The 21,932-nt window shown below is 35.2% G+C and carries 17 protein-coding genes; 13 read left to right on the top strand and 4 right to left on the bottom strand.

All coding sequences use genetic code 11. From position 1 onward, the window contains the following. Positions 1 to 1,045: 1,045 nt before the first annotated feature. The 6 genes from ABID56_RS12725 to ABID56_RS12700 all read left to right on the top strand — a co-directional run bounded on the left by ABID56_RS12725 (position 1,046) and on the right by ABID56_RS12700 (position 7,493). Positions 1,046 to 2,335, top strand: coding sequence for an S-layer homology domain-containing protein (locus ABID56_RS12725; RefSeq protein ID WP_354221807.1), 1,290 nt, complete (start codon positions 1,046 to 1,048; stop codon positions 2,333 to 2,335). 347 nt (positions 2,336 to 2,682) lie between these two features. Further along, positions 2,683 to 5,328, top strand: coding sequence for a hypothetical protein (locus ABID56_RS12720; protein WP_354221805.1), 2,646 nt, complete (start codon positions 2,683 to 2,685; stop codon positions 5,326 to 5,328). A 227-nt stretch (positions 5,329 to 5,555) separates the two neighbouring features. Beyond that, the gene (locus ABID56_RS12715; protein ID WP_354221803.1) at positions 5,556 to 5,942 is read left to right on the top strand and encodes a hypothetical protein; all 387 of its coding nucleotides are present in this window, start codon (positions 5,556 to 5,558) and stop codon (positions 5,940 to 5,942) included. Between the two features lie 319 nt (positions 5,943 to 6,261). Beyond that, positions 6,262 to 6,504: a hypothetical protein gene (locus tag ABID56_RS12710; protein WP_354221801.1), complete on the top strand. Its 243-nt coding sequence runs from the start codon at positions 6,262 to 6,264 to the stop codon at positions 6,502 to 6,504. 159 nt (positions 6,505 to 6,663) lie between these two features. Next, on the top strand, positions 6,664 to 7,284 hold the full coding sequence (locus ABID56_RS12705) for a hypothetical protein (RefSeq protein ID WP_354221799.1): 621 nt from the start codon (positions 6,664 to 6,666) through the stop codon (positions 7,282 to 7,284). Between the two features lie 65 nt (positions 7,285 to 7,349). Then, positions 7,350 to 7,493 carry a hypothetical protein gene (locus ABID56_RS12700; RefSeq protein WP_354221797.1) on the top strand — a complete coding sequence of 48 codons (144 nt, stop codon included), beginning with the start codon at positions 7,350 to 7,352 and terminating at the stop codon, positions 7,491 to 7,493. A 396-nt stretch (positions 7,494 to 7,889) separates the two neighbouring features. On the opposite strand, the gene ABID56_RS12695 is transcribed toward ABID56_RS12700, so the two are convergent. Beyond that, the gene (locus ABID56_RS12695; protein ID WP_354221795.1) at positions 7,890 to 8,594 is read right to left on the bottom strand and encodes a hypothetical protein; all 705 of its coding nucleotides are present in this window, start codon (positions 8,592 to 8,594) and stop codon (positions 7,890 to 7,892) included. A gap of 145 nt (positions 8,595 to 8,739) precedes the next feature. On the opposite strand from ABID56_RS12695, the gene ABID56_RS12690 reads away from it, so the two are divergent. Then, positions 8,740 to 9,537 (top strand): hypothetical protein, encoded by a 798-nt coding sequence (locus ABID56_RS12690; protein ID WP_354221793.1) that lies wholly within the window; start codon positions 8,740 to 8,742, stop codon positions 9,535 to 9,537. A 39-nt stretch (positions 9,538 to 9,576) separates the two neighbouring features. Here the strand turns inward: ABID56_RS12690 and ABID56_RS12685 are convergent, their stop codons facing one another. Both ABID56_RS12685 and ABID56_RS12680 read right to left on the bottom strand, forming a co-directional pair. After that, the gene (locus tag ABID56_RS12685; RefSeq protein WP_354221791.1) at positions 9,577 to 9,963 is read right to left on the bottom strand and encodes a hypothetical protein; all 387 of its coding nucleotides are present in this window, start codon (positions 9,961 to 9,963) and stop codon (positions 9,577 to 9,579) included. Positions 9,964 to 10,623: 660 nt separating this feature from the next. After that, positions 10,624 to 11,280 carry an HNH endonuclease gene (locus ABID56_RS12680; protein ID WP_354221789.1) on the bottom strand — a complete coding sequence of 219 codons (657 nt, stop codon included), beginning with the start codon at positions 11,278 to 11,280 and terminating at the stop codon, positions 10,624 to 10,626. A gap of 88 nt (positions 11,281 to 11,368) precedes the next feature. Between ABID56_RS12680 and ABID56_RS12675 the strand changes: the two genes are divergently transcribed. From ABID56_RS12675 to ABID56_RS12650, 6 genes are all read left to right on the top strand, one after another. Then, positions 11,369 to 13,261 carry a dynamin family protein gene (locus tag ABID56_RS12675; RefSeq protein ID WP_354221787.1) on the top strand — a complete coding sequence of 631 codons (1,893 nt, stop codon included), beginning with the start codon at positions 11,369 to 11,371 and terminating at the stop codon, positions 13,259 to 13,261. A 17-nt stretch (positions 13,262 to 13,278) separates the two neighbouring features. Beyond that, the gene (locus ABID56_RS12670; protein ID WP_354221785.1) at positions 13,279 to 15,021 is read left to right on the top strand and encodes a dynamin family protein; all 1,743 of its coding nucleotides are present in this window, start codon (positions 13,279 to 13,281) and stop codon (positions 15,019 to 15,021) included. Then, complete coding sequence (locus tag ABID56_RS12665) at positions 14,996 to 17,593, top strand: dynamin family protein (RefSeq protein WP_354221783.1); 2,598 nt, start codon at positions 14,996 to 14,998, stop codon at positions 17,591 to 17,593. The genes ABID56_RS12670 and ABID56_RS12665 overlap by 26 nt, the downstream gene beginning before the upstream one ends. Before the next feature lie 347 nt (positions 17,594 to 17,940). Next, positions 17,941 to 18,237 (top strand): hypothetical protein, encoded by a 297-nt coding sequence (locus ABID56_RS12660; protein WP_354221781.1) that lies wholly within the window; start codon positions 17,941 to 17,943, stop codon positions 18,235 to 18,237. A gap of 80 nt (positions 18,238 to 18,317) precedes the next feature. Further along, positions 18,318 to 18,653 carry a hypothetical protein gene (locus tag ABID56_RS12655; protein ID WP_354221779.1) on the top strand — a complete coding sequence of 112 codons (336 nt, stop codon included), beginning with the start codon at positions 18,318 to 18,320 and terminating at the stop codon, positions 18,651 to 18,653. 430 nt (positions 18,654 to 19,083) lie between these two features. Then, positions 19,084 to 19,449 carry a hypothetical protein gene (locus ABID56_RS12650; protein ID WP_354221777.1) on the top strand — a complete coding sequence of 122 codons (366 nt, stop codon included), beginning with the start codon at positions 19,084 to 19,086 and terminating at the stop codon, positions 19,447 to 19,449. Between the two features lie 207 nt (positions 19,450 to 19,656). Here ABID56_RS12650 and ABID56_RS12645 read toward each other — a convergent pair whose 3' ends face one another. After that, complete coding sequence (locus tag ABID56_RS12645; RefSeq protein WP_354221775.1) at positions 19,657 to 21,801, bottom strand: S-layer homology domain-containing protein; 2,145 nt, start codon at positions 21,799 to 21,801, stop codon at positions 19,657 to 19,659. Between the last annotated feature and the right edge of the window lie 131 nt (positions 21,802 to 21,932).

The following is a 21,932-nucleotide window of genomic DNA, read 5'->3' as shown; positions in this document are numbered from 1 at the left end:
GATGCTAAATCTATCATACTACAGAGAGTTATTTTTGATTGAAAAGTGTTCATTTTTATCGAGCAAAAACTGTCTACTTTAGTTTAGCGTTTACACCGTATTGTGTTATTAAATATTCAAGTAAATTCATGGCTTATCACCTTTAAACAGTATTATAACAATTCTATATGATATTTGTATAAAAGCATCACTTCATAGAGTAAGGTTATAATTAAGCTTTATTTCATGATGTGTTCGCTATGAGAACTTAGCTTTATTTTACAATAAACTGTAATGATGATATTCTTTTTTATGATATGTGATGAATTAGCGGGTCAGTTCGTGGGGGACCTGCTCCGACGTGACGGCACTTTAGGTGACTGTATCAAGTGTAAAATAATATCACGGCAGCCATTGCCCTAAGGCACAGATGGGCCACCCACACATTTTGAACTTAATTTTAGAATGAAAATAAGATTGATATTTACAAAACCATCGAGAAAAGAAATGATGATAAAAATTTTATCTAGAATAATTAAAATTTTGATGGAGTTTCTTCCATTATATATGTCTATTTTAATAGAAGATAATAACTTAGAAAAAAAGTTGCAATTTATCAAGGAATCATTTATGATGAATTTGAAATATAATACGGATAATATGAGACGATGTAGATATAATGTCACACATTATATTTGCGTTGTCTTTTTTAAAATTACAATGAGAAAAAAAGGAAAGAAAAGAGAAAGAGGAAGCTGAAAACACTATTCTGACCTCCGCTGGTAAAGTCGCTTTAGCTATTGATATGGGTAACGAACAAAGTAATATGTTTGCTGTGGCATACAGTTCAGAAGATGAGGTTGAGAATAGAAAAAACTGAAATATAATAGATTGATTGTCATCGTATTTTAATAGTGAAATATTTATTTCTGGAGAATAGATCACTTTGTATTTGATATTATAATAATTTATAATAATAAGTCTATAGGCTTGTTACATAGGCTGTTAATTAGGGTATAATGAATAGTGTGAGGTTAATCTACCTATTTTAAAGGAGGACAGTCTTGTGAGTAATTTTTACAAGAACAACACAAGAAAAGTTATGACAACATCGGCAGCTGCGGCTTTAGCAGTAACAGCGGTTTCACCAGTTGTAGCATCAGCTGATACACACACGTTCTCAGACGTGCCAACAGACCACTATTATTTCGATCAAATTGAAGCGCTAGCTGAAGCGGGTGTTATTCAAGGTGATGAAAGTGGCGAATTCAACCCGAACGGTTCGATGTCACGTGCATCTGCAGCAGAAATGCTAGCGAAAGCACTTGATCTAGAGCCTGGTGATACAAATCCATTTGATGATGTACCAGACAGCCACTGGGCAGCAGATTCGATTTCAGCGCTTTACGAAGCTGGGGTCGTACAAGGTGACGAAGATGGCCTTTACAACCCAACGAGTGATCTAAGTCGTGCGGCGATTGCTGAAATGGTCGTCAAAGCATATGGCTTAGACATGAACACAGATAATGAAATGTCATTCGATGACGTGTCAGAAGACGATTGGTTTGCGAATAACGTGAACATTCTAGCATCTCACGGCTTAGTCGAGGGTGACGGCGAAGGTTTTTATTCACCACGTCATGACATGCAACGTCAACACTTTGCGAAGTTAGTATACGATGCAGAAGTTGCTTATGGTGACATAGACAATGGAAATGACCAAGGTGATGGGGAAAATGGTGATCAAGGTAATGATCAAGACCCGCTACAAGACCTTGAGATTGATAGTCTAAGTGTTGTGGATGCTCAAACGGTTGAAGTATCATTTAATCAAGATTTCGATATCAATGACGTAGACTTCAATGTCTCAAATGATGACATGACTCAGTCAATCAGTGAAGTATCTCTTGAAGGCGAAACAGTTACACTTGTGTTTGAAGACGAGCTTGAGCCTAATACAACGTATGATGTATCGGTTCACTTAGGCGATGATTTATTGCTTGAAACGTCATTCGATTACGTAGTTGAAGAAGAAATAGCTTTCGAAATCACAAGTGCTGAAGGCTCCTATGCAAATGAACTAGCCGAGTCATTACGAGTTGGTAATGTCGAGCTTGAAGGAACGATTGCTGAAGATGATCAGGAGGATGTTAACTCAGTAGATGTTCTTATAACAGCAGAAGGTCTAGAGGCCGAGAATGAATTAACATCGACAGTAGATGTTACAGATGGGGCATTCTCAGAGACCATTCCTGGGTATAATCATGACCTTCATACAACGTTAGAAGTGAGTTATACAAATGTTGATGGTGTAGATGTATCCGTTCAATCGACTATTGAGTATGTAGAGAAATAGAAACGATTATTAATTTATATTCAGCTTACTGATCTTGAACGCATTTCGTTTGAATAAACGAGATGCGTTCATTTTTTTTGGCTAATTATTCCTTCCTGATTCTAAGATACTTATTTTATAGCTGTCCTTGAATACATATGTGTGATGAATAGGATAAAACCGACAATTTTGTAAATATGGTTATGTAATAAGGATTAAGAAATAGATGATTAGGATTTAAATTCTTATATGAGATATTTAAGCCACTTTTTTAGACAATTTTAATGAAAATATGTAGGAATTTAGGTCTGAATATGTTAGAGTTTAACTGAAAAGATAAAATTTTTAAAAAAAGGGAGGAACTTTATGTGTTTAACAGGATAGCTATTTTGAGTTTTGTTGTATTATTTATCGTATTTGGCTTTAGTACAAATACATCTGCAAATGAAGAAGGAGCTGAAGGGTTTTATCATCTTGACAATAACGAGTACGTTTCATTAGACGAGTTCGGCACGATGTCTATTGGAGGGAAAATCGAATTATTGACCGAAGATTATTATATCTTATTGGACAACAATGAGGTAATTAGTTCATCAGCGATTATATTCATGACAAATACACAATTACAAAATGCAATGATCTCAGAAACTGAGTTTGAAGAAACGCACGGGGTTCAGTTATTAGCTAGTGGGGAAGTCATTAATGTCAATGAAGATAGTTCGTCAGATCATCAACTTCCAACACTACAAGTGAGTGATTCCTATATGGAAGTAGGTGATTCTAAATCAATAGAGTTCTCTATGTCATATGATAATCCTTCACAAAAAGATTTAACGTTATTAGAAATAAATGGTGAATCAATTGAACCATTTAAATTGGACGGTGAAGTTGCTAAGTTATACGATGATGGTAATCAAAATACTGGTGATTTAATTGAAGGAGATGGAATATATAGTAATATTCTTAATATGGAAAGTGACACAAGTGGTAGTCTCAACTTAGCTCTTGGAATTAAAGAAGATCAAGAATGGCAACAAATCAGTGAGACCCATGAAATTTTAATATTAAACGCAATGACTGATGAGGAATCGGAATCAGTTATTAATACAAATGAAGATCTTAAAAATAATATCAGTCAACAACATGAAGCTGGCTCTACATTATCTGAAATTCAAGACAACTTATTAAAGTCTTTAAATGATTCTAGTGAGATCAGTATAGCTAATTCATCTGAACAAGGGGATGCTGTTTGGTATGGTTTGAATTCAGGTGTGTTAGGTGCTGTCACATTAGATGAATCGGAAGAAGAGATTGTGGCCAATCAAGCTCCAAAACAAGAGGTTATGGCTTCAATGGATCATCAAGCTGTTGTTGGAGGTAATGATGTTGTGCTATATACAGCACATAAAGACTCTGTAAATCAAGCGTTAATTGGTGATTTAGAGCAAAATAATTATGCAGTTGACACATTTACAGATGAAGAGGCATCAGTCGAGCAGTTTAAGAATATGGTTAATTATAATACAGTCATTTTTGATACGGATGGTGTTTCACTGTTTGAAGGCGATGTCACAACAGAATATCCTTACTTGAGTAATTTATTTTCACATGAAGAAGAACAAGTTGTTATCATGACAGGAGAAGAAGTAACAAGTGAACAAAATAAACTATACAATGCCGATTTAAAAACAGGCCGCTTGGTTGTAGTAGATGGTTATTATGCGATAACTCCTGCTTTTATTGATTATTATGGTGAAAATATGGCATTTTCAAATACACTAATCTATGCCAATACAGACTATAGTATGAATAATGATACATTGGGCGAACAATTTATTGACTCAGGTGCTCCGGCATATATCGGTTATGAGGGCGAAATAGTAGAAAGTTATGTTAATAACACATTTAATAAAATGTTAGACGGTGAAGTACTTAGTCAAGCAGTTCAAGATGAAATGGTTTTAGGTGATTCATCATTTCTTTATACTAATGCTGCCCCATTAGATAATGGAAGTTTTGAAAATGGACTGTCTTATTGGAAGAGTGGTGGTCATTTTAATGATATTACGCGTTTAGGGTTAAAATCTAATCCTGAATGGGAGACTATTCGACCGACAGATGGTGAGCATATGGCTATCATTTCATCTGGTGTTGATGATTCTGCTTTAGATGGTAGACAAAGTTGGGCCTATCAAACCTTTGAAGTTCCAGAAGATATGGATATGTTGAAATTTGATTATAATGTTGTTTCTAATGAACCAATGTCTTATTTAAATAGTGCGTTTGATGATACGTTTAAAGCTACAATTGTAGAAGGTAATGTGAAAGAACCGAGCGAAAACATTAACAATTCAGGTGAGCAAGGTTATTTACCAGGCGGTTCGACAATTTATGATGTACCATGGTTAGAATCAACAATTGATGATAATGAAACGATGATTGCTTATGAATCAATCAATTCTTCAGATTGGGGACAGCATTACGATGATGATCGAAATAGAGTAGATGTCATTTATCCAACAGGAGACCAGACAACATATATGACAGATTGGAAGACAGTCAGTTACGATGTATCGGAATATCAAGGTCAAACAATTTCTTTAAAAATGCAAACGTGGGACTTAGGGGATCGAATTTACCCGACAGCCGTATTATTCGATCGAATCCATTTTACGAACTCTACCCGACAAGGTATAGGTATACAAGGAAATGATAAGGTTGTTGTTCCTTCAAATGACAGCGCACGTTTTAAATACAACGTATCTTATGTAGATCAATATGATGATTTTATTACTAGTGAGATAGATTTACAGTATGACGATGGTGGTTATAGACAACCATATTATGTGAATGATGCTACTTATGATTTAAAAGATAATGTCGAAGGAGTCAAAATTCATGCCGAGACGGGTGAATTAACCGTAGAATCTAACGTAGATGCAAGTGAAATCATTATAACGGCAGAACTAGATGGAGAAATGGTAGAGAAGGTTGTCGAGTTAGTTAAGCAATAAAAATGAAAAATATCAATGATTTTATGAAAACTGAGCTATGTTCTTTTTACGAACTTTAGCTCAGTTTTCTTTATAGGATTGACTTTGTTTAAGAGGAAGTATACAAATACCGTGGTTATAGAAATTTTAGTTTAGTGTTATTTATATTCGGATCAATGGATACATTAGTTGTGCAAGATATAAATTTTTTAGTAAAATGGCGTTAAATTAGGGGAGGAGCATGAAAAATGAAAAAAAATAAACGACTATTTTTAGTTTTGGTGTTAGTACTCATGATGACAGTCTTAACGGCGCCAATACAAGCTGACGACTCTGGAGCTGAAGGTTTTTACCATCTTGAAGAAGAGGTATATGTGTCAGTGTCAGAATTCATTAATATGTCACTTAATGAGAAACTCAACATTATATTAGACGACTATTATTTATTAATGAACGATAGTGTGGTCAAAGCGACTAATATTATACTATTGTCCGATTCGGAACTGGAAGAAGTCCGAGTATCTGAAGCTGAATTTGAAGATCAAAACGATGTGAAATTCGAAAGTGACGGGTCGATTAATTTTGACGGTGCAGATGCTAATAATGACCCATTAAGAGTTATTGATATACAATAAAGTTTTAGCGTTAATAACGAACACTATGTTGTAGCTATCTAAAAGATGTATTCTGTCTGGTACATCAACTTTCACCAGGTAATTACTTACAATTTGTTTGAGGATCGTTAATTTGACACGGTTATTAAATGTGGTGCCGGTATTATACAGTGAAAATATTTATCTGCTACGTACAAATTAAAGTAATTATGAAACAAGTTCTGTGATTATAGCATTGCATGTTGAACCCACTCGAACTCTGTCGACAAAAAGTATCTACCAATTCACAACTTTTTGTATATAATATAGCTATACAAACTAACGAAGAGGTGGAGCATGAGTGGAAGCGATGACAACAAAACCGGCAGTGAAGGAATTGAAATGGCAATTAATCGATGCGTACTACCGATTTAGTCGGACGCACGACCGCAAACAGTTCGAGACGATGTTGCGTTTACATACCGAACTGTTACGACGCGATCCATTAGGTGTGCCAATCAGTATGCGGGAGCATTTGAAGGAGTTGAAGTGGGAGATGGCGCGGCGGCGAGGTGGATCCCCTGAGATTGTTAGACAATCTTAGGGGATTGTCTGACAATGTGGGGGAATTATCTAACAATTGAGCGAGATTATCTAACAAAGTAACGAAAATGTCTGACAGTTCGAGTTTATCTCAATAATTATTTAAGCTAAAATTTAAATTTCAAGTTATAGCAGGAAAGTGACGTGAGTTTCTTTGGACATGAGTGTTCTTTTAATTAGGATCTTATTTTTAGCAGTTCCTGGACTAGTAGGTTATTTAATTTACAATCAATTAGCTTATCGGGTGAACAAAAAGAATTGGGAGGATTTCTCGTTAGTTTTTATTTTTTCACTTTTAAGTTATACAATATACGGTTTTCTAAGTTCAAAGGAATTAAATTCTGTTAACGCTGCATTAGATCCCGATATGTCATTAGATTGGAATGAGATAGTCATAGCCTCTGGAATTGCAGTGATTTTAGGGTTTTTTACTCCGTTATTTAGCACATATAAGTTAATCAATAAGTTAGGTAATGGCTTGAGGATAACAAACCGATTTGGGGATGCTGATATTTGGGATTATTTTCATAATAGCAAGGAAATTGACTACGTTGTTGTGACAGACTTAAAAACAGGGCTTATCTATTATGGTTACATCTCACATTTTTCAGACCCTTACGAAAAAAGGGAATTGATTATGACTGATGTAAAAATATTTAATGAGTTTGAAAATGGTGTGGAAGAAGTTGAAACTGTGGAGTATCTTTATTTCTCAAGAGAGCATAATGAGTTTACAATAAGAGTACCCAAAGCAATTTCTCAAACACTTAATGAAAAATGAACTTTATGTCATGAACTTTGTTTGCATGTTATAATATAAATATAGTACATCAAAGGAGGTCGTGTATGATGGGAAAGAGATTGACTGAAGGATCAGTTAAAAAAGGTGGATCTAATCCTGCACCGAAACGACCGAGACCTGACTATAAACCACCACGATATTATTCACCATCTAAAGGAACAAGTAAAAAAGAAAAATCAGCTAACTAATATTTATTATCATTTAAGTAAATGCGCTGCTGATTACTCGAAGCTCAAAAAGACAGTTAGTGCTGTCTTTTTTATTATGATTAACACGTCAGTGAAGAGGTGTACCTAATACAAAAAGAAAAAATTAGCTTTAAAGAAGAAGTGAAACAACCGATTAATCATAAATACTCAGGTATAATCAGCCGAGAAATGAAATTATTTAGATTTGATATTTGAATAACTTGAGGGTTATTATAAAGCACAATAGTGAAGCGGCACCTCTGAGGTTGTCAGACAATCTTAGGGGATTGTCTGACAATGTGGGGGAATTATCTAACAAAGTAGTGAGAATGTCTGACAATTGAGCTGGATTATCTAACAAAGTAACAAGATTGTCTAACAATGTACCGAGAAACGTTAATCCCAAAATTTATCAAAAACTACGACCTGTTTTGGTTCTGGTTTAGGCTTTGTGTATTCCTGTTTTGGTCCTGAACCAGTTTCCGTGAATTTTTGTTTTGGTTGTACCTGTTTAGGTGCTGGTTTTGGTTGATTAATGTTTCTGAATTTCTTCGGTAATTCTTCTGGCTGAGTAGCTGGCATTTGATCTTCAGTTGGCATATAAAAATTCCGTGTTTGTTCGTTTTTAGGAATATATGCTTGACGTTTTGTCTTCGGTTGACCGTTTACTACCCTAGGGTCCTCAATTAATGAATTAAACTTAAATGTAACCACTATTAATCCAATTACACCTGCAATAGTTAAGTAGAAACCCCAAGATAGGACGTCTGTGACACTAGGTCCTACCACTCCGTAAGAGCTAAAAGAATCGTTCATTACTAGTACAGTTAAAAACATTAAAATAGAAATAACGATACTCGTCACAACATGCAAAACTTTTGAAGTTGGCTTTAATAATGATAACGTTGCAAAGATTGGGACGATATAAAATATGTAAAGTATAAATGCCTCATCTCCAAGTGACCTACCCATTGGATCATCTGGTAATGATGCGACATCCATTCCAGACAATGATTCGCTATAGCCGAAAAATCCAACCGAAAACCACGGAAAGAAAAAAGCTATTAATATCACGCCACTAAATAGTCGAAAATAGTTCATGAGGATTACCTCCCTATTGTTTATTTATTCATTCTATGGAAATTCACTATCAATTTCAAGGTATTTTGCACTAAAAAATTCCTTGTTATGACAAAATGGATATAGTAGAGTTGTATTATAATGTAAAACAATAGGGGGATTTGTCATGACAAAAGTTTGTCCATCATGTTCACACGAGCAGGCAGAGGGATATTTTTGTGAACATTGCGGGACTGAATTGGCAGAAAACAATACTCAACAAGAGCAACAGACTCAACAAATTCAAACTGAACCTAATCAACAAGAATCATCACAAACAACAGTTCAACAGCAGACATCACAAAGCGATATTACTACAAAAGTTAAAGGGTTTTGGAATCATTATTTATCTGTTGTTAAACGTCCGGATCAAAGTTTAGCTTTTGGCAGTGAGTCTTATGTATATGGCATTTTATCGCTAGTTGTTTTTGCACTTATTTTATCATTAGGTATGTATACAGGAATTCGTGGCCAAATGAGTTCTTTTCAGATTGCTGGTGTGGGAGAGTCTATTCCATTTTTTGAAACGGTGTTTCGTCAAGTGTTCTTATATTCTGTTTTAGCATTAACAGCACTTGTCGCAACATTGGTCGTTTTACGTTTTAACAAAGTATCAGTAACTATTTATGAGTTGTTAGCACAATTTGGTCATGTTTCAGTGCCGTTTGCATTTTTAGGGGCAATTGGCCTCATCATGACTTTGCTCGATGTTTTAACATATGGTTTTGCATTCATTATCGGAAGCTTTTTCCTTTATTTAATTGTGAGTGCTGTAGTGGTCACTATATTCCACTTAGATGCACGCCATCAACGTTTGTATTCAGGAATTGGCAGTATTATAGGGACGATTATTTTTACTGTTCTTCTAAGTTCTATGTTTGCAGAAAGTTTCATTCGACGTTTGGATCCGTCGTTTTATTTCTAATCAATAAGCACCTAGCATGAATAATTATGCTAGGTGTCTTTAATTATCATCATCTTGTAATAATTGTTCCACGCGAAATCCATCTGGGTTATAAAAGTCAAACGGTTTAATGTCATCAATGGAGAAGTAGTCTGCTTGTCTATGAATGGTTAATATGATACCTAATTGTCTGTCGACATAATAATTATCACCTTCGTAAGCTCTGCTTGTGATAGATATTGCTTTACCAATAACATTTTTGTGTTGGGTGTTGTAATGTTTCAACGTTTCATCGTCAAGTGTGACGTCGATTTCTATTTCTTGAGATTCACGATCGGGATAAGCCATAGTTGACCATGCTCCTCGACCATCTGACTTAAATTTGATTTGCACTTTGACATTCCCGAGAAAAGGTACAATATTATCGTCTTGAGTTGAATCGGCCATTGTAACAACTCCTTTTTGTTAAATTGAAGATATTATAACATATGTTGGTTGTTTTAAAATTCAACTTAGGGAAGTGGTGAATTGTTATCAACGCTAATAACTTATATGTACGCGTTCTTAATTCTATCAGTCTATAAAATTATCCGTTACATTATCGGATTAATCACAGGGAAACGTTATGATAATATGCCATATGCTTTGGAGATTATAGCGTGGGTCATTTTTGCTGCAATTGCTTTATTTTATATCGGCTTCTTTATCATGCACCCTCTTGGTTCATTATTTATTCTTGCTATTTATGGATTGATTTTTCTCTTTGTTAGAGCGTTATATCGACAGATTCGGGATTATATAAACCAATAAAAAAATGTCGTAGAGTATTATGGTGCTAATCAATAGAAAACTTGAGGAATACTGTTTGTGTTTGGGGTTATTTCTAGCTTTATGAGGGTAACGACGGTCATTCATTACCATAAATTTGGGAATATGTTTTGTGTTGTTGAATCAGATTTTCTAGTTCTTGAACCACATGATAATAAGCTTGATTCAAGTTTAGGAAGTCTTGATTCAAACTCGTGAATTGTTGAACCAATTCGCGATAACTTGTATACACGATAAAAAACCGCTGGTCTACCAGCGGTTTTAAAAATTAAGTACTTATTATGAACGCGCTTCTTCTCCGCCTCCCCAAAGGGATCTTCCGCCTGTATGCCCAGTGTTAGCATGAATTTCTTCATCAACTAATTGTAGCACGCCTGGTTCTTCACTGTGATGCCATGTATAGCCCTCAGGTGTTTCACCTTGTTTTAAGCTTTCTAATTCAGTATTTGAAAATGAGTGATTTGTGTTTTGTTGTAAACTTTCATACATGTGTTCATTCGCATAGCTAATATGCTCCCAATCACTATGAGTGTATTGATTTTCTGGTAGTGAAACGTCGAAATTCGATGCGAATTGAGGAAATACACCTTCAATATCACGTCCGTTTTCTGTTGTGATTGTTTTTGATTCAAATGGGACTCCTGTTTCAGGGTGCTCGTCACCAGCTAAGTGCTCATTACGAAATGTTTGAAAGGGTTCGAATTGAGCTTGGTCGGAAAACATTAATGGGTCATCGTATGAACTAAGTGAATCTATATTACTATGATCTTCTATTGCCATTCCATCTTCTATGGGGTTTGTCGATGAGTCTGTTTGATCCATTGTTAGATTTTGGTTCATGTTATGAGACTGCTCGTTAATTATTGAATCTCCAACATGTTCTCCTTCATTATTAGGTTGATCCTGTTCGGTTGATAAATCGTCAAAAATATCCATGGTTCGACCTCCATTGCTAGAATTTTATTTTAATATATCATAAATAGTGGTAATATAGGAATAAATATATGAGAAAAGGAGTATATTTATGTCTTCCGTGAGTGAAAAGACCTATTCGCAAATGCGGATAGAGACAAGTATGATCATCACAAATGCAGTTACTGTTATGAATTCATTAGGTTATATTGCACGTGGTGACAACTTACATAATATTAAACAAGTGATTAAGGATTCATCGTTTCATTTAAGCGTTGTAGGAGATTTTTCGCGGGGGAAATCGACTTTTATTAACGCTTTCATTGGTCAAAAAGTATTACCAGCCAAAATGCGACCGTCCACAGCCTTTATTAACCGCATTAGTTATGGTGATGAAGAGTCAGTGACGATTAATCAGTTGGACCATCAAGAAACATATTCATTTGATGCGTTTAAAAAGTTAATCGCGCCAATGGCAGTAGATGATGAAGATGACGAAGAAAAAATTGAAGATTACAAACAAGAATTAGAGAAGCTGCAACAGATCACACAAGCTGATATTTATCTACCTTTACCACCGCATTTAAATAATGTGAATATTTATGACACACCAGGTATGAATGATATCTATGAAAAGCGTGAACAAATTACCAAAGGTTTTTTGCCGCAGTCAGATGCGGTTATTTTTTTACTGTCTGCTACGAATAATTTGACGCAATCTGAAATGGAGTTTCTACGCCAAGACATCTTGCAGCGTCATATTCGAAAAGTTTTTTTCGTCGTTAATTTTAAAGATCGTTTACAAAATGAATCACATGATGGCGAGCGTGTATTAGACTATATTACCAAACATTTAAAAGGTGTAGACGAATTACTCGATGTTAAAATTTTTCTCGTTTCATCGCTTGAGGCTTTGAATATTAAACTTGAAGAAGCAGGTGAAAACGTAAGAAGACGAAAAAAAGTTTATAATACATTGGGCGAAACGGGTTTTGTTGAATTAGAGCAGGAGCTAAACAATTTCTTTGAATATGAGCAAGGGTTAATTAAGATTGATAAACCGATGCGCCAATTCATTGAGAAATTGACAACATACTCAGAAAAAGATTTAGAGAATGAGAAATTAACATTAGAACAAGAAAAAGAGAAATTAATCCAAGCGATAAATTTAGAAGAGCAACAATTAAAAGACTTGGAGAAACAATTTAAACAAGAATTGAAAAAATATGAAGAACGATTAAAGCAATCTAAGGGTACGGTTGTTCAAAAGAGGAAGGAGCTACTTAGAAAGCTAATTGAAAAAGTCGATCATTTTATCGGTGACTATGATGGACAAATGACGGAACCTGAGATTGATGAATTCTTTGACACCATTCCGCAACATGCTCAAAGATGGCAATCTGAGATGAACGATACGTTAGAAGACTATGTATCATCGATTATTCAGGAAGAAATGCAAATGACATTAGATACGATTGATCGTTACCGAGCAAATCATGATCATCATGATCTAACGATTGCTGAGCAATTTTTTATTACTGAAGGCGTTAGTGATGGTTTCCTAGAACAAAATTTAGATGACTATTTTAAGGGTAACTCTCTTTTTTCCTTTAATACAGATTCGGTTATGTCTGCAATTTTTGAAACTGTAACAGTGTCAGTAAAGTTATTAATTGATAAGTTAGATAAATGGCTTGCCCCAGATAGTTATTACCGTAAAATTTACAATCAAAAAAAGAAGCAATTAATACAAGGATTAAAGCAGTCTGATCAAAAATTTAATTATCAAATTGAACGTAATTGGAATAAGATTATCAAAACTACAAAAAAACAATTGGATGAAAAGCTAGATCAAAATTTACAACAGTATCAAGAGCAACTTCATATGATTAAACAAAATAATTTTGCTAGTCAAATGGAAATTGACAAACGTAAAAGTGAAATCGATGCGGCTCAAGAAAAGCTTGAGCATATTAAGGATCAAGCGAAAGAATACACGGTGTAATAAAGGAGTTGATGTTAATGCATAAGAGAGAACAAGTTTTAGGAAATATAGAAGAGTTTGTGAGTCAGGAATTACAGTCCCCAAGTTTAGCAAAAGAGGTTAATTATTTAAGGCATGATTGGTTTGATGATCAGCAACGTGTCGCCATTGTTGGTGAATTTAAGCGGGGCAAATCAACATTAGTAAATGCACTCTTGCAAAGATCCATTATGCCAGTCGACATCTTACCAACGACAGGGGTTGTACATAAAGTTCGCCATAGTGAGCAAGAACAAGTACACGTCTATTATCAAAATGATGTCGAGACTGTCCCGTTAAATAAAACATTATTAGACCAATTCACGATTGATCATGATATTAAAGATATCGATTCAATAATGGTCGAGACGGATTTATCACATTTATCGACGGACATTGAGTTATTGGATACGCCTGGAGTGGGTGATTTGAATGACTTATCACTTAAAGTGACATACGAACAGATACCTCGGGCAGATCTCATCGTATTTGTTTTAGATCTAACGACTCCATTACGTCAGTCCGAAATAAACTACTTGATTGATACGATACAACCATTGGCTATGGGAGACGTGATGTTTGTTGCGAATTTTGCCGATCGAGTTGATGAAGATGAAATCGATGAGTTAACGGAATATCTCGAGAAGAAATTAAAATCAATTACTGAACAAGATATCACTGTATTACCTATTTCAGCGCTAGATGCAACAGAAGTGGATGATGACGATTGGAACAATTTTGTCAATACGATGTTAAGCCGTTTAGAAAACCAAAATCATTATCGAGCTGACTTGCTGGAGAAACGTGAGAACTATTTAATAAACATGATTCAAAAGCATGTGAGTCATGTCGAAACTTTACAACAAGCAGAACAAGAAGAGCTAGAATCACTATTAAATGCAATAAAGAAATTAGAAGGAGAAGAACCGCTTCAACGAAAACGTTTTGAAGAATATGTGAAAGAACGAGAGAAGGAAATTAAACGATTGACACACCGATCAATCGAAACCTTTAGCTTGAATTTAAACGATAAGTTATTGGAAGAAATAAATCAATTTGATGGTGGTGACTTAAAGAGGTTTGTCGAAAAAGATTTAACTAGAATAGTAGAGCAAGAATCGAAAAAATGGTTTAACCATCACATACCACATATTCAACAATTAATACAAAAGGTTGAATTAGAATTGTTTGAAGGTATAAAACGTACTGTATCAAATAAACAAGGTGATATGAGACAAGGAAGCGGTCTTGATGACTTTGATGAACAATTGTGGGATGTGCAATTCTCGTATAAGCAAGCAAAAATTAAAGATAGTGTGAAAGATCACATGACGTCGTTAGGGGCTAGTGGTATAGCTGTAGGGATTGGTGCAGCGATACTGGGTCCATTGTCAGCAATTTTTCTAGGAGCATCACCTCTATTAAAAGATTATCTTAGCAATAAAAGAATAAAACAATTTCAAGAAGAGGCTCCCGAGAAGATTGAACCACAAATGAAAGAATTAAAGGAAAAAATAGAAGATTCCTTAGATGAATATATTCATAATCAATTAAACGACCTGCTACACAATACCACTAGTTATTATCGTGATGTCTTATTAGAATCTAAAGAATCTATTGAACAACAGATTTTAATTAATGAAAATCATCACCAATATAGTCATATTGATTTGCAACAATGGCCGTCTTTATTAGCAGCGTTAGAAGGTGTCAGAAATGGATCGTCAGTTACTTACTCGTAAGCGTGATTTTGAACAAGTGACAACAGTCGATACACTCGAGGATTTAGCTTTTTTTAATCAATTAAATCCAGAAGAATATGGAGAGGATTCCGTTTCTTTCTGGCTTGGTGAGATTTACTATCACATTGGGGATTATGATGCTGCTATTCACAAATGGGAATCGGTTACAACATTTCCTTATAAACAATGGGCATTAATGAACCAAGGTGATTGTTACGAAAACTTAGGCTACATCTCAAAAGCATTAACGACCTACGAATCAATTGATGACAACGGTGATATTGGATATGATGTGACATTAAGAATGGCTCGCCTCTTACGTGATCAAAATCCTGAACAAGCTCGACACAAATATTTAATATTATTTCAATTTGATGAGCAGAGCACTGATGTGATGAATGAAGCTTTCACGTTTTTACATCAACAAGGCTATTATCGAGATGTGTTTTTTCTATATGCTAATCAACTTGAAACGGCTTGGTCTGAATCTATTTTTATCAAAATGCATGAATTATGTCTTCAGTATCTTGATGTGGACCGTGAGATTTTTGTGACATATTTCGATTGTTGGTTACAGTTAAAACAAGAAAACGCTTTGACGTTTATGAAAAATGTGGTTGACTGCGTATCACCAAATGAACAATGCATTATTTGGCTGGCTGAATATGTTGAAGATTCTTCAGAGAAACGAGACCAGCTTGATAATCATTCGATATTTTGGATTCGAACGATTCAAAATGCGTTGCTTTATGGACGTATCGATACGAAGTCGTTAAGCGAGATCGCCGAAAAATTAACCGGAACTAAAATTTCAGATTATGCTTCGGTGATGGTCGGTTACACAGAAGGACAAGGGAATGGCATATTATCTTATAATGAGAGTTGTTATTTAGTTGAGGATATTTTTGCAATTGAAAGTGAGAGGGATGAAACCGCTTATCATAACGTGATAACTGAAGCACATTTTATGGCTCATTATTTTAGTCAGAGTCACAAGCTAAATGTGATGTTGGCGGGGACCTTTAACAATGGTAAAACGTCATTTATACAGTCTCAATTAGGAACAAGCGCGTTAAAAACGGATTTGGTTCCGACAACGTCTGCTGTGGCAATACTTGAAAAAGGTGAGCCACATGTTAATTGGCAAATTAGAAAAAATGATCAAATTATCGATCTTAATGAACAAGATACATGGGATTCGACGACAATTAGCGAAAACTCTGAATCGACGTATCAGGATGATTTGTTTTATGTCAGAGTGGAAGCACCAGATTGGAGTTATTCTGACATTCGATTAGTTGATACACCTGGGACCAATGATCATCAAAATGGTGAATCACAAAATCCATTGTTTGATCATTTATTTTTAGCAGATCGCCTTTTGTTTATTTTTAGCGCGGAACAGGCATTTCGTAAAGACGAAAAGAAAGTACTTGAACAAATTCGTGAAGAAAATCCTCAATTACCGATTGATATTGTTGTTAATAAAATTGATTTCATTGATGAAGAAGAGGAAATTGAAGAAGTGTTAGAAGAGGTCGAAGCAAAAGTCGTCCGTACAATTTCCAATCAGTCTAGAGTTATTCCGTACTCTGTTATAGAAAAGAGTGAATGGCAACCTCATCTTGATCGTTATTTCCAGTCGATAATCGAAAGCGGGACTGACACGGTCGAGAAGTACAAACGATGGTTACCATATCAAATGACAAAGTATGATCAATTAATGGATGTTTATGAAGAGAATATCACCTCTGTTACGTTACAATGCAAAAAAAATCAGAAGGAGCTACAGGGTCTTAAAGGTGATTTAGAAATTAGACAGGTCGTTTTTGATGAAATAGCTAAGTTGATTAGAAATGAAATGCACAAACAAAATGATAATTTGTTCAACCAAGTCAGAACATTAGTGAGTAAAGTGCTCAATGATTTGTTGGAGGAATACGGTTATAAATACCCTCTTGATTCTTTGGAGAAAAAGATGGAATCTCAGTGGTTTAACAAGTGGTATAAAGATGTCCATCCACTAATATTGAACCATTTTCTTAAAAACTTAAACATAGTTACGAACAACATAAAACAACATCTATCGGAATATATGAATCGTCATTTATCAATTAATGTTGATAGTTTTATCGGTGATGTAGAAAAAGAATTGAGTCATTGGTCAGTAAATATGCAAGAAAAAATTGAATCGATCGAATTTGAAAGGATTGATTTACCCGAACATGATAATTGGCAACGAAAAACGAGAAAAATTTTAGGAAATCCTGCAATCATGAGTCAAATGGAAACCGAAGCATATCAACGATTTTTACTTAATGATGGTGCGGGAATTGTAACTCATAATATATTTAGCTATATAGGACAAGTTTGGGGGGATAGCCCTGAACTCATTCAACAATTAGTAGAATTAGCAGAAGTGTTATTCGATAGCCTTAATAATGATGTGATTGAAAAAGAGGCTGATTTTAATCAAGATTTGAAGCATCTAAAACGCCTTAAACAAGAAAGTGAACAAATTGAATCGATGAAAGAAGTGATTCATAAAACGGAACAGTTCATTTTAATGTAGTGGTAACGATAAAAGAAAGTTAAACAGTTAAGGGATGGGTGAGATGATCGTCATCCTATCCTTAACTGTCATGTTTTTAAATTAATGTGACGTAAATGAGGTTTTTATTGTCAAAAATTATGGATGTTTTACAGATTTAATATTAAGGGGAACTGATGACCAGTATAAATCATAAAATCTTTTTGATTCACTTTTCATATTTGTAGCAACACTATTAATACTGCTCGTATCAGATTCTTCATTCTTTTATGTAAATAGTGAATCTTGCTTTACCAACACATGGTCATTAAAAATAACTTTTTGTACTAAAATAAATTTATCATCTATTAACGAGGAGAAGTGGTGAATTGTTATCAACGCTAATAACTTATCTGTACGCGTTCTTAATTCTATCAGTCTATAAAATTATCCGTTACATTATCGGATTAATCACAGGAAAACGTTATGATAATATGCCATATGCTTTGGAGATTATAGCGTGGGTCATTTTTGCTGCAATTGCTTTAATATACTTAGGATTCATTATTATGAACCCACTCGCAGCCCTTGTCATTATTACTATTTATGGGTTGATTTTTCTATTTATTAGAGCGTTATATCGACAGATTCGGGATGAATTTATTAAAGCGAATAAACAGAAATGAATCAATTGTAATACCATCCTTTTACGGAAGGTATTTGTGAATGTCGTTGAAATTTAATTTTGTTTAATAGGGGGAAGTTTATGGACTCATTATCGAAAGATTCAGTTCAAAACAACGGTAGAGACGGTGTTGTTTGTAGTAAATGTCACTCAAAAGAAATCGTAGCTAATAAGAGAGGCTATAGTTTTAGTATAATGTTTTTAGTATTGTTTTCATTTATACTGCTAGCGATAGTAGTGATGCTTGCTAACGCTCTATTTTCAGATCTATATTTCATGTTTTTCGGAATGCTTTCTGGAATGATTTTAGGTTTATCACTTCCAGTTGCAATAGTTAGTGGTTTTGTCGGGAGAAGTAACATTGTGAATGGTTGTATGAATTGCGGTCACAAATGGCTTCCTAAAAGTAAGAAATAGTGTTCTATTGGTAGAGTTTGAATGGTGTTGTGTGATAAAAAGCTAATCATTTATTAATATTTTCAAAATTTCTTATAACAATTTTGGTTTATAAATCCATTCGACAAATTCCGACTGAAAACAACATACCGTTTTCTGTTATCCTTATAGGCATATTAATCTAGGTGAATATCTATTCGTTGGAGGAGGCAACGGTGTGAACGCATTATCGAAATCACGTTTCACATAATTAGTAAACGATCCAGAAACAAATGAGCGATTTGAATCACAATGGCAATCAGCTTGCGAGGAGAAAGGATTTGTTTATATTTCAAAGCCATTTCACGAGCTAGAGCAAGAAGGGATTTATCGTTATATCATCCTGGATATTGAAGAAAATGTTGTAGGTACTATTGAATTTGTCCCATTTAACCCTGGCGGATATTCGATTTTGGAAGTGTATCATCACTTCGCTGGGATTGATGAGTTTGCTAAGGAATCGGAGGCGACGTATGAAGTAGGTAAACTAAGTGTCGATCACTCTAGGCGCAATGAGGGTCATTTAGAGAAGATATTAATTATCTTGATGCAGTTTGCTGTTCAACATAACGCCAAACGGTATTTAGCGGCCATTGAATATAAACTGTTTCGTATTTTGTCACGGTTTGGTTTGGATCTGGAACAGATAGCGCCAGCCGTGAATGATAAAAACTATTCGTTAGTTCCAATGACGATTGATGTTGACGAGACAATCTCTCGGGATAGTAAAACACATAAATGGTTAAGGAAGAGGTTGGAGCAGGTACATAATTTATGAAATGATTATTTTCAATCTATACTATCATTGGATTCTTTCATTTTTTATTGGGATTCGATCACTTTTGGGTGGGATTCCATCACTTTTTAAAATGTTTCTTTCAGTTTTTGTGTGGATTCGATCACTTTTGGAGGGTATTCTATCAGTTTATATGAATAGTAAAAAGCCGAGCACCTTGATAAGGAGTTGCTCGGCTTTTTTGGTGAATTATTCATCTATTGGGAAAACAGTACTAGCGGTTCCGTCGTAATCGGAGACAATTTTAACGGAGTTTGTTAGGTTTGTCACGTCGATTGTGTTATTAGCTTTTAATGTGTCAGCAAATGATTGTGCATCAGCGCTAACATCATCTGCGAATGCTAACCAAATTCCTTCAGTTGCTTCAGTTTCGCTACTGACTGCAATTGAGTTACCTTCTATTGTAACATCATCTACGCCAAGACCTTCAGCTGGATATAATCCAATAGAACCGTCTTCAGTCGTGTTGTTCGTGATCGTGATTGTACCGCCTTGGTTTAAATTGTTTGAACCAATAGCAACAGTTGCTAGGTTAGATGTTGCTGTGCTCTCGGTAATGGTGACGTTATTAACATCTGAATCGTTAATGACCATGTAATCAGCTGTTAACTTTTCAATTTGAACGTCGCTAGCTGTAATCTCGACACCTTGATCAAGGCTATGGCCGTTACCATCGAGCGTTAAACCTTTAGAGAGCTGAAGTGGTTCGTCTAGTTCGATGTCGCCATCTAATGTGATGCTGGCTGATGTCGATGTTGTTGATTCAATGGAGTCATGAAGTTCAGCTGCTGTATCGATACCAGTGTCAACAGTTATAGGGAAAACTTTAACTAAATCACCAGAGCGTACAGTTAGTTCTGCAGTTGCCCCATCTTCAACGTTGTCCGCTAATGTGATGACCCCATCGGTTACTTTAATGACGGATTCGTCGCTTGAGAAAAGTTCAGCATTGATATTTGCCAAATCAATTTTTTCGCCGTGTTGGTCTTTGGCTGTTATGAACGAATCAAGATCCGCTAAATTAGTCGTTTCGGTATCATCTTTTACCGTGATACTATCGACATCTTGGTTCAACTCGAGTGAATCAAGTTCTGGCGTTGCTTTGACTTCGACTTCATGTTGGAATGTTTGATCATTCCATTCCACAACGAGATTAGCTGTGCCTTTACTAATTGGTGTAATGACGCCTTCGTTGTTTACAACAAAAACGGAATTGTCGGAAGACGAAATGTTAGCATCGCTAAATTCAGTTAAACTAATACTCTCTCCATCATCATCACCAATGACTTCACCGCTATATTTTACAGCTTGTGTGATATCGAAAGTGAAACTTGAATCTAATGTGACATAATCGACTTCATTATTATCACTATTTAAAATAGCGCCTTTTTGAATCTCTTTGAAATTTGATCCAAGTACGATTTCAACATCGAATTGACCTAGTTGATTGCCATCTTCGTCATTAATAGTGACAGTCGTAGTTGAATTGGCATCGTCATCTGGAATGCCATCAGTTTCAAAGTCAGAGGATAATGAACCATCTGTACTAAAGTAACCTTTACTATCTGAAATACTGAATTGAGACATGTCGTCAACAGCGACAACATCACCGTTGTTATCTAAAAAGTTAACAGCTGAGAATGCATTTACTTCAGCATTTGTCGTTGGGAAGTAAGTATCTTTGGTCGCGACAGCTGTTTCAACAGGAGTCGTCTCACCTTGATGTGTTGTCGCTAAGAAATATGCGAAGTCACCACGCGTGATTTCTTCTTCACCACGGAATGTACCGTCAGGATAACCGTCTGCATAGTCATGATAAACTAGTGAATTTACTTCGTCATAAAGAGAATTGTAATAATCACCATCTGGTAATTCTTGATCTGTTACATCAGTTGACAGTTCAAAGCCGCGAACAATGAAAGCAGCCATTTCAGCACGTGTGACTTGATCATTTGTGCCGAATTCTGTTTCTGATTTACCTTCTGTTACGCCTTTTTCATATAATGCAGCAACAGCACCTGCAGACTGTTCACCTAAATCGTTAAATGGTAAAGCATCTACATTGCCTGCTTCTAAGTCTAGGGCATTTGCTACTAAAATCGCGGCTTCACCACGAGTCATTGAGCTTTCTGGTTTGAAAGTACCATCTGGGTAACCTTCTGTAATACTGTTTTCTAATAAATAATTGATTTGATCAGCATGACGCGTATCTTCATTAACATCACTGAATTCTGTTACATCTGCTGATACTGTTGGTGCGACTGCTGCAGCTACTAATGCAGTTGAGCTAGCCGCTACTATAAACTTACGATAAGACTTTGGATTATAAGCCATATCTTTTTGTCCTCCTTTAGGTACCTCATTGTACATGACAGTTTGTCAATTTAAGTGCAACAGTTCTTCTTGAAAAGCTTCGTGTGTCGATTTCCAGTTCAAACATTTTCTTGGTCTATGATTGATTAAGT

Origin of the sequence: Alkalibacillus flavidus, from assembly GCF_040545925.1 — a bacterium.
In the GTDB taxonomy this organism is placed as follows: Bacteria; Bacillota; Bacilli; order Bacillales; family Alkalibacillaceae; genus Alkalibacillus; species Alkalibacillus flavidus.
This window is presented reverse-complemented; position numbering and strand designations above follow the sequence as displayed.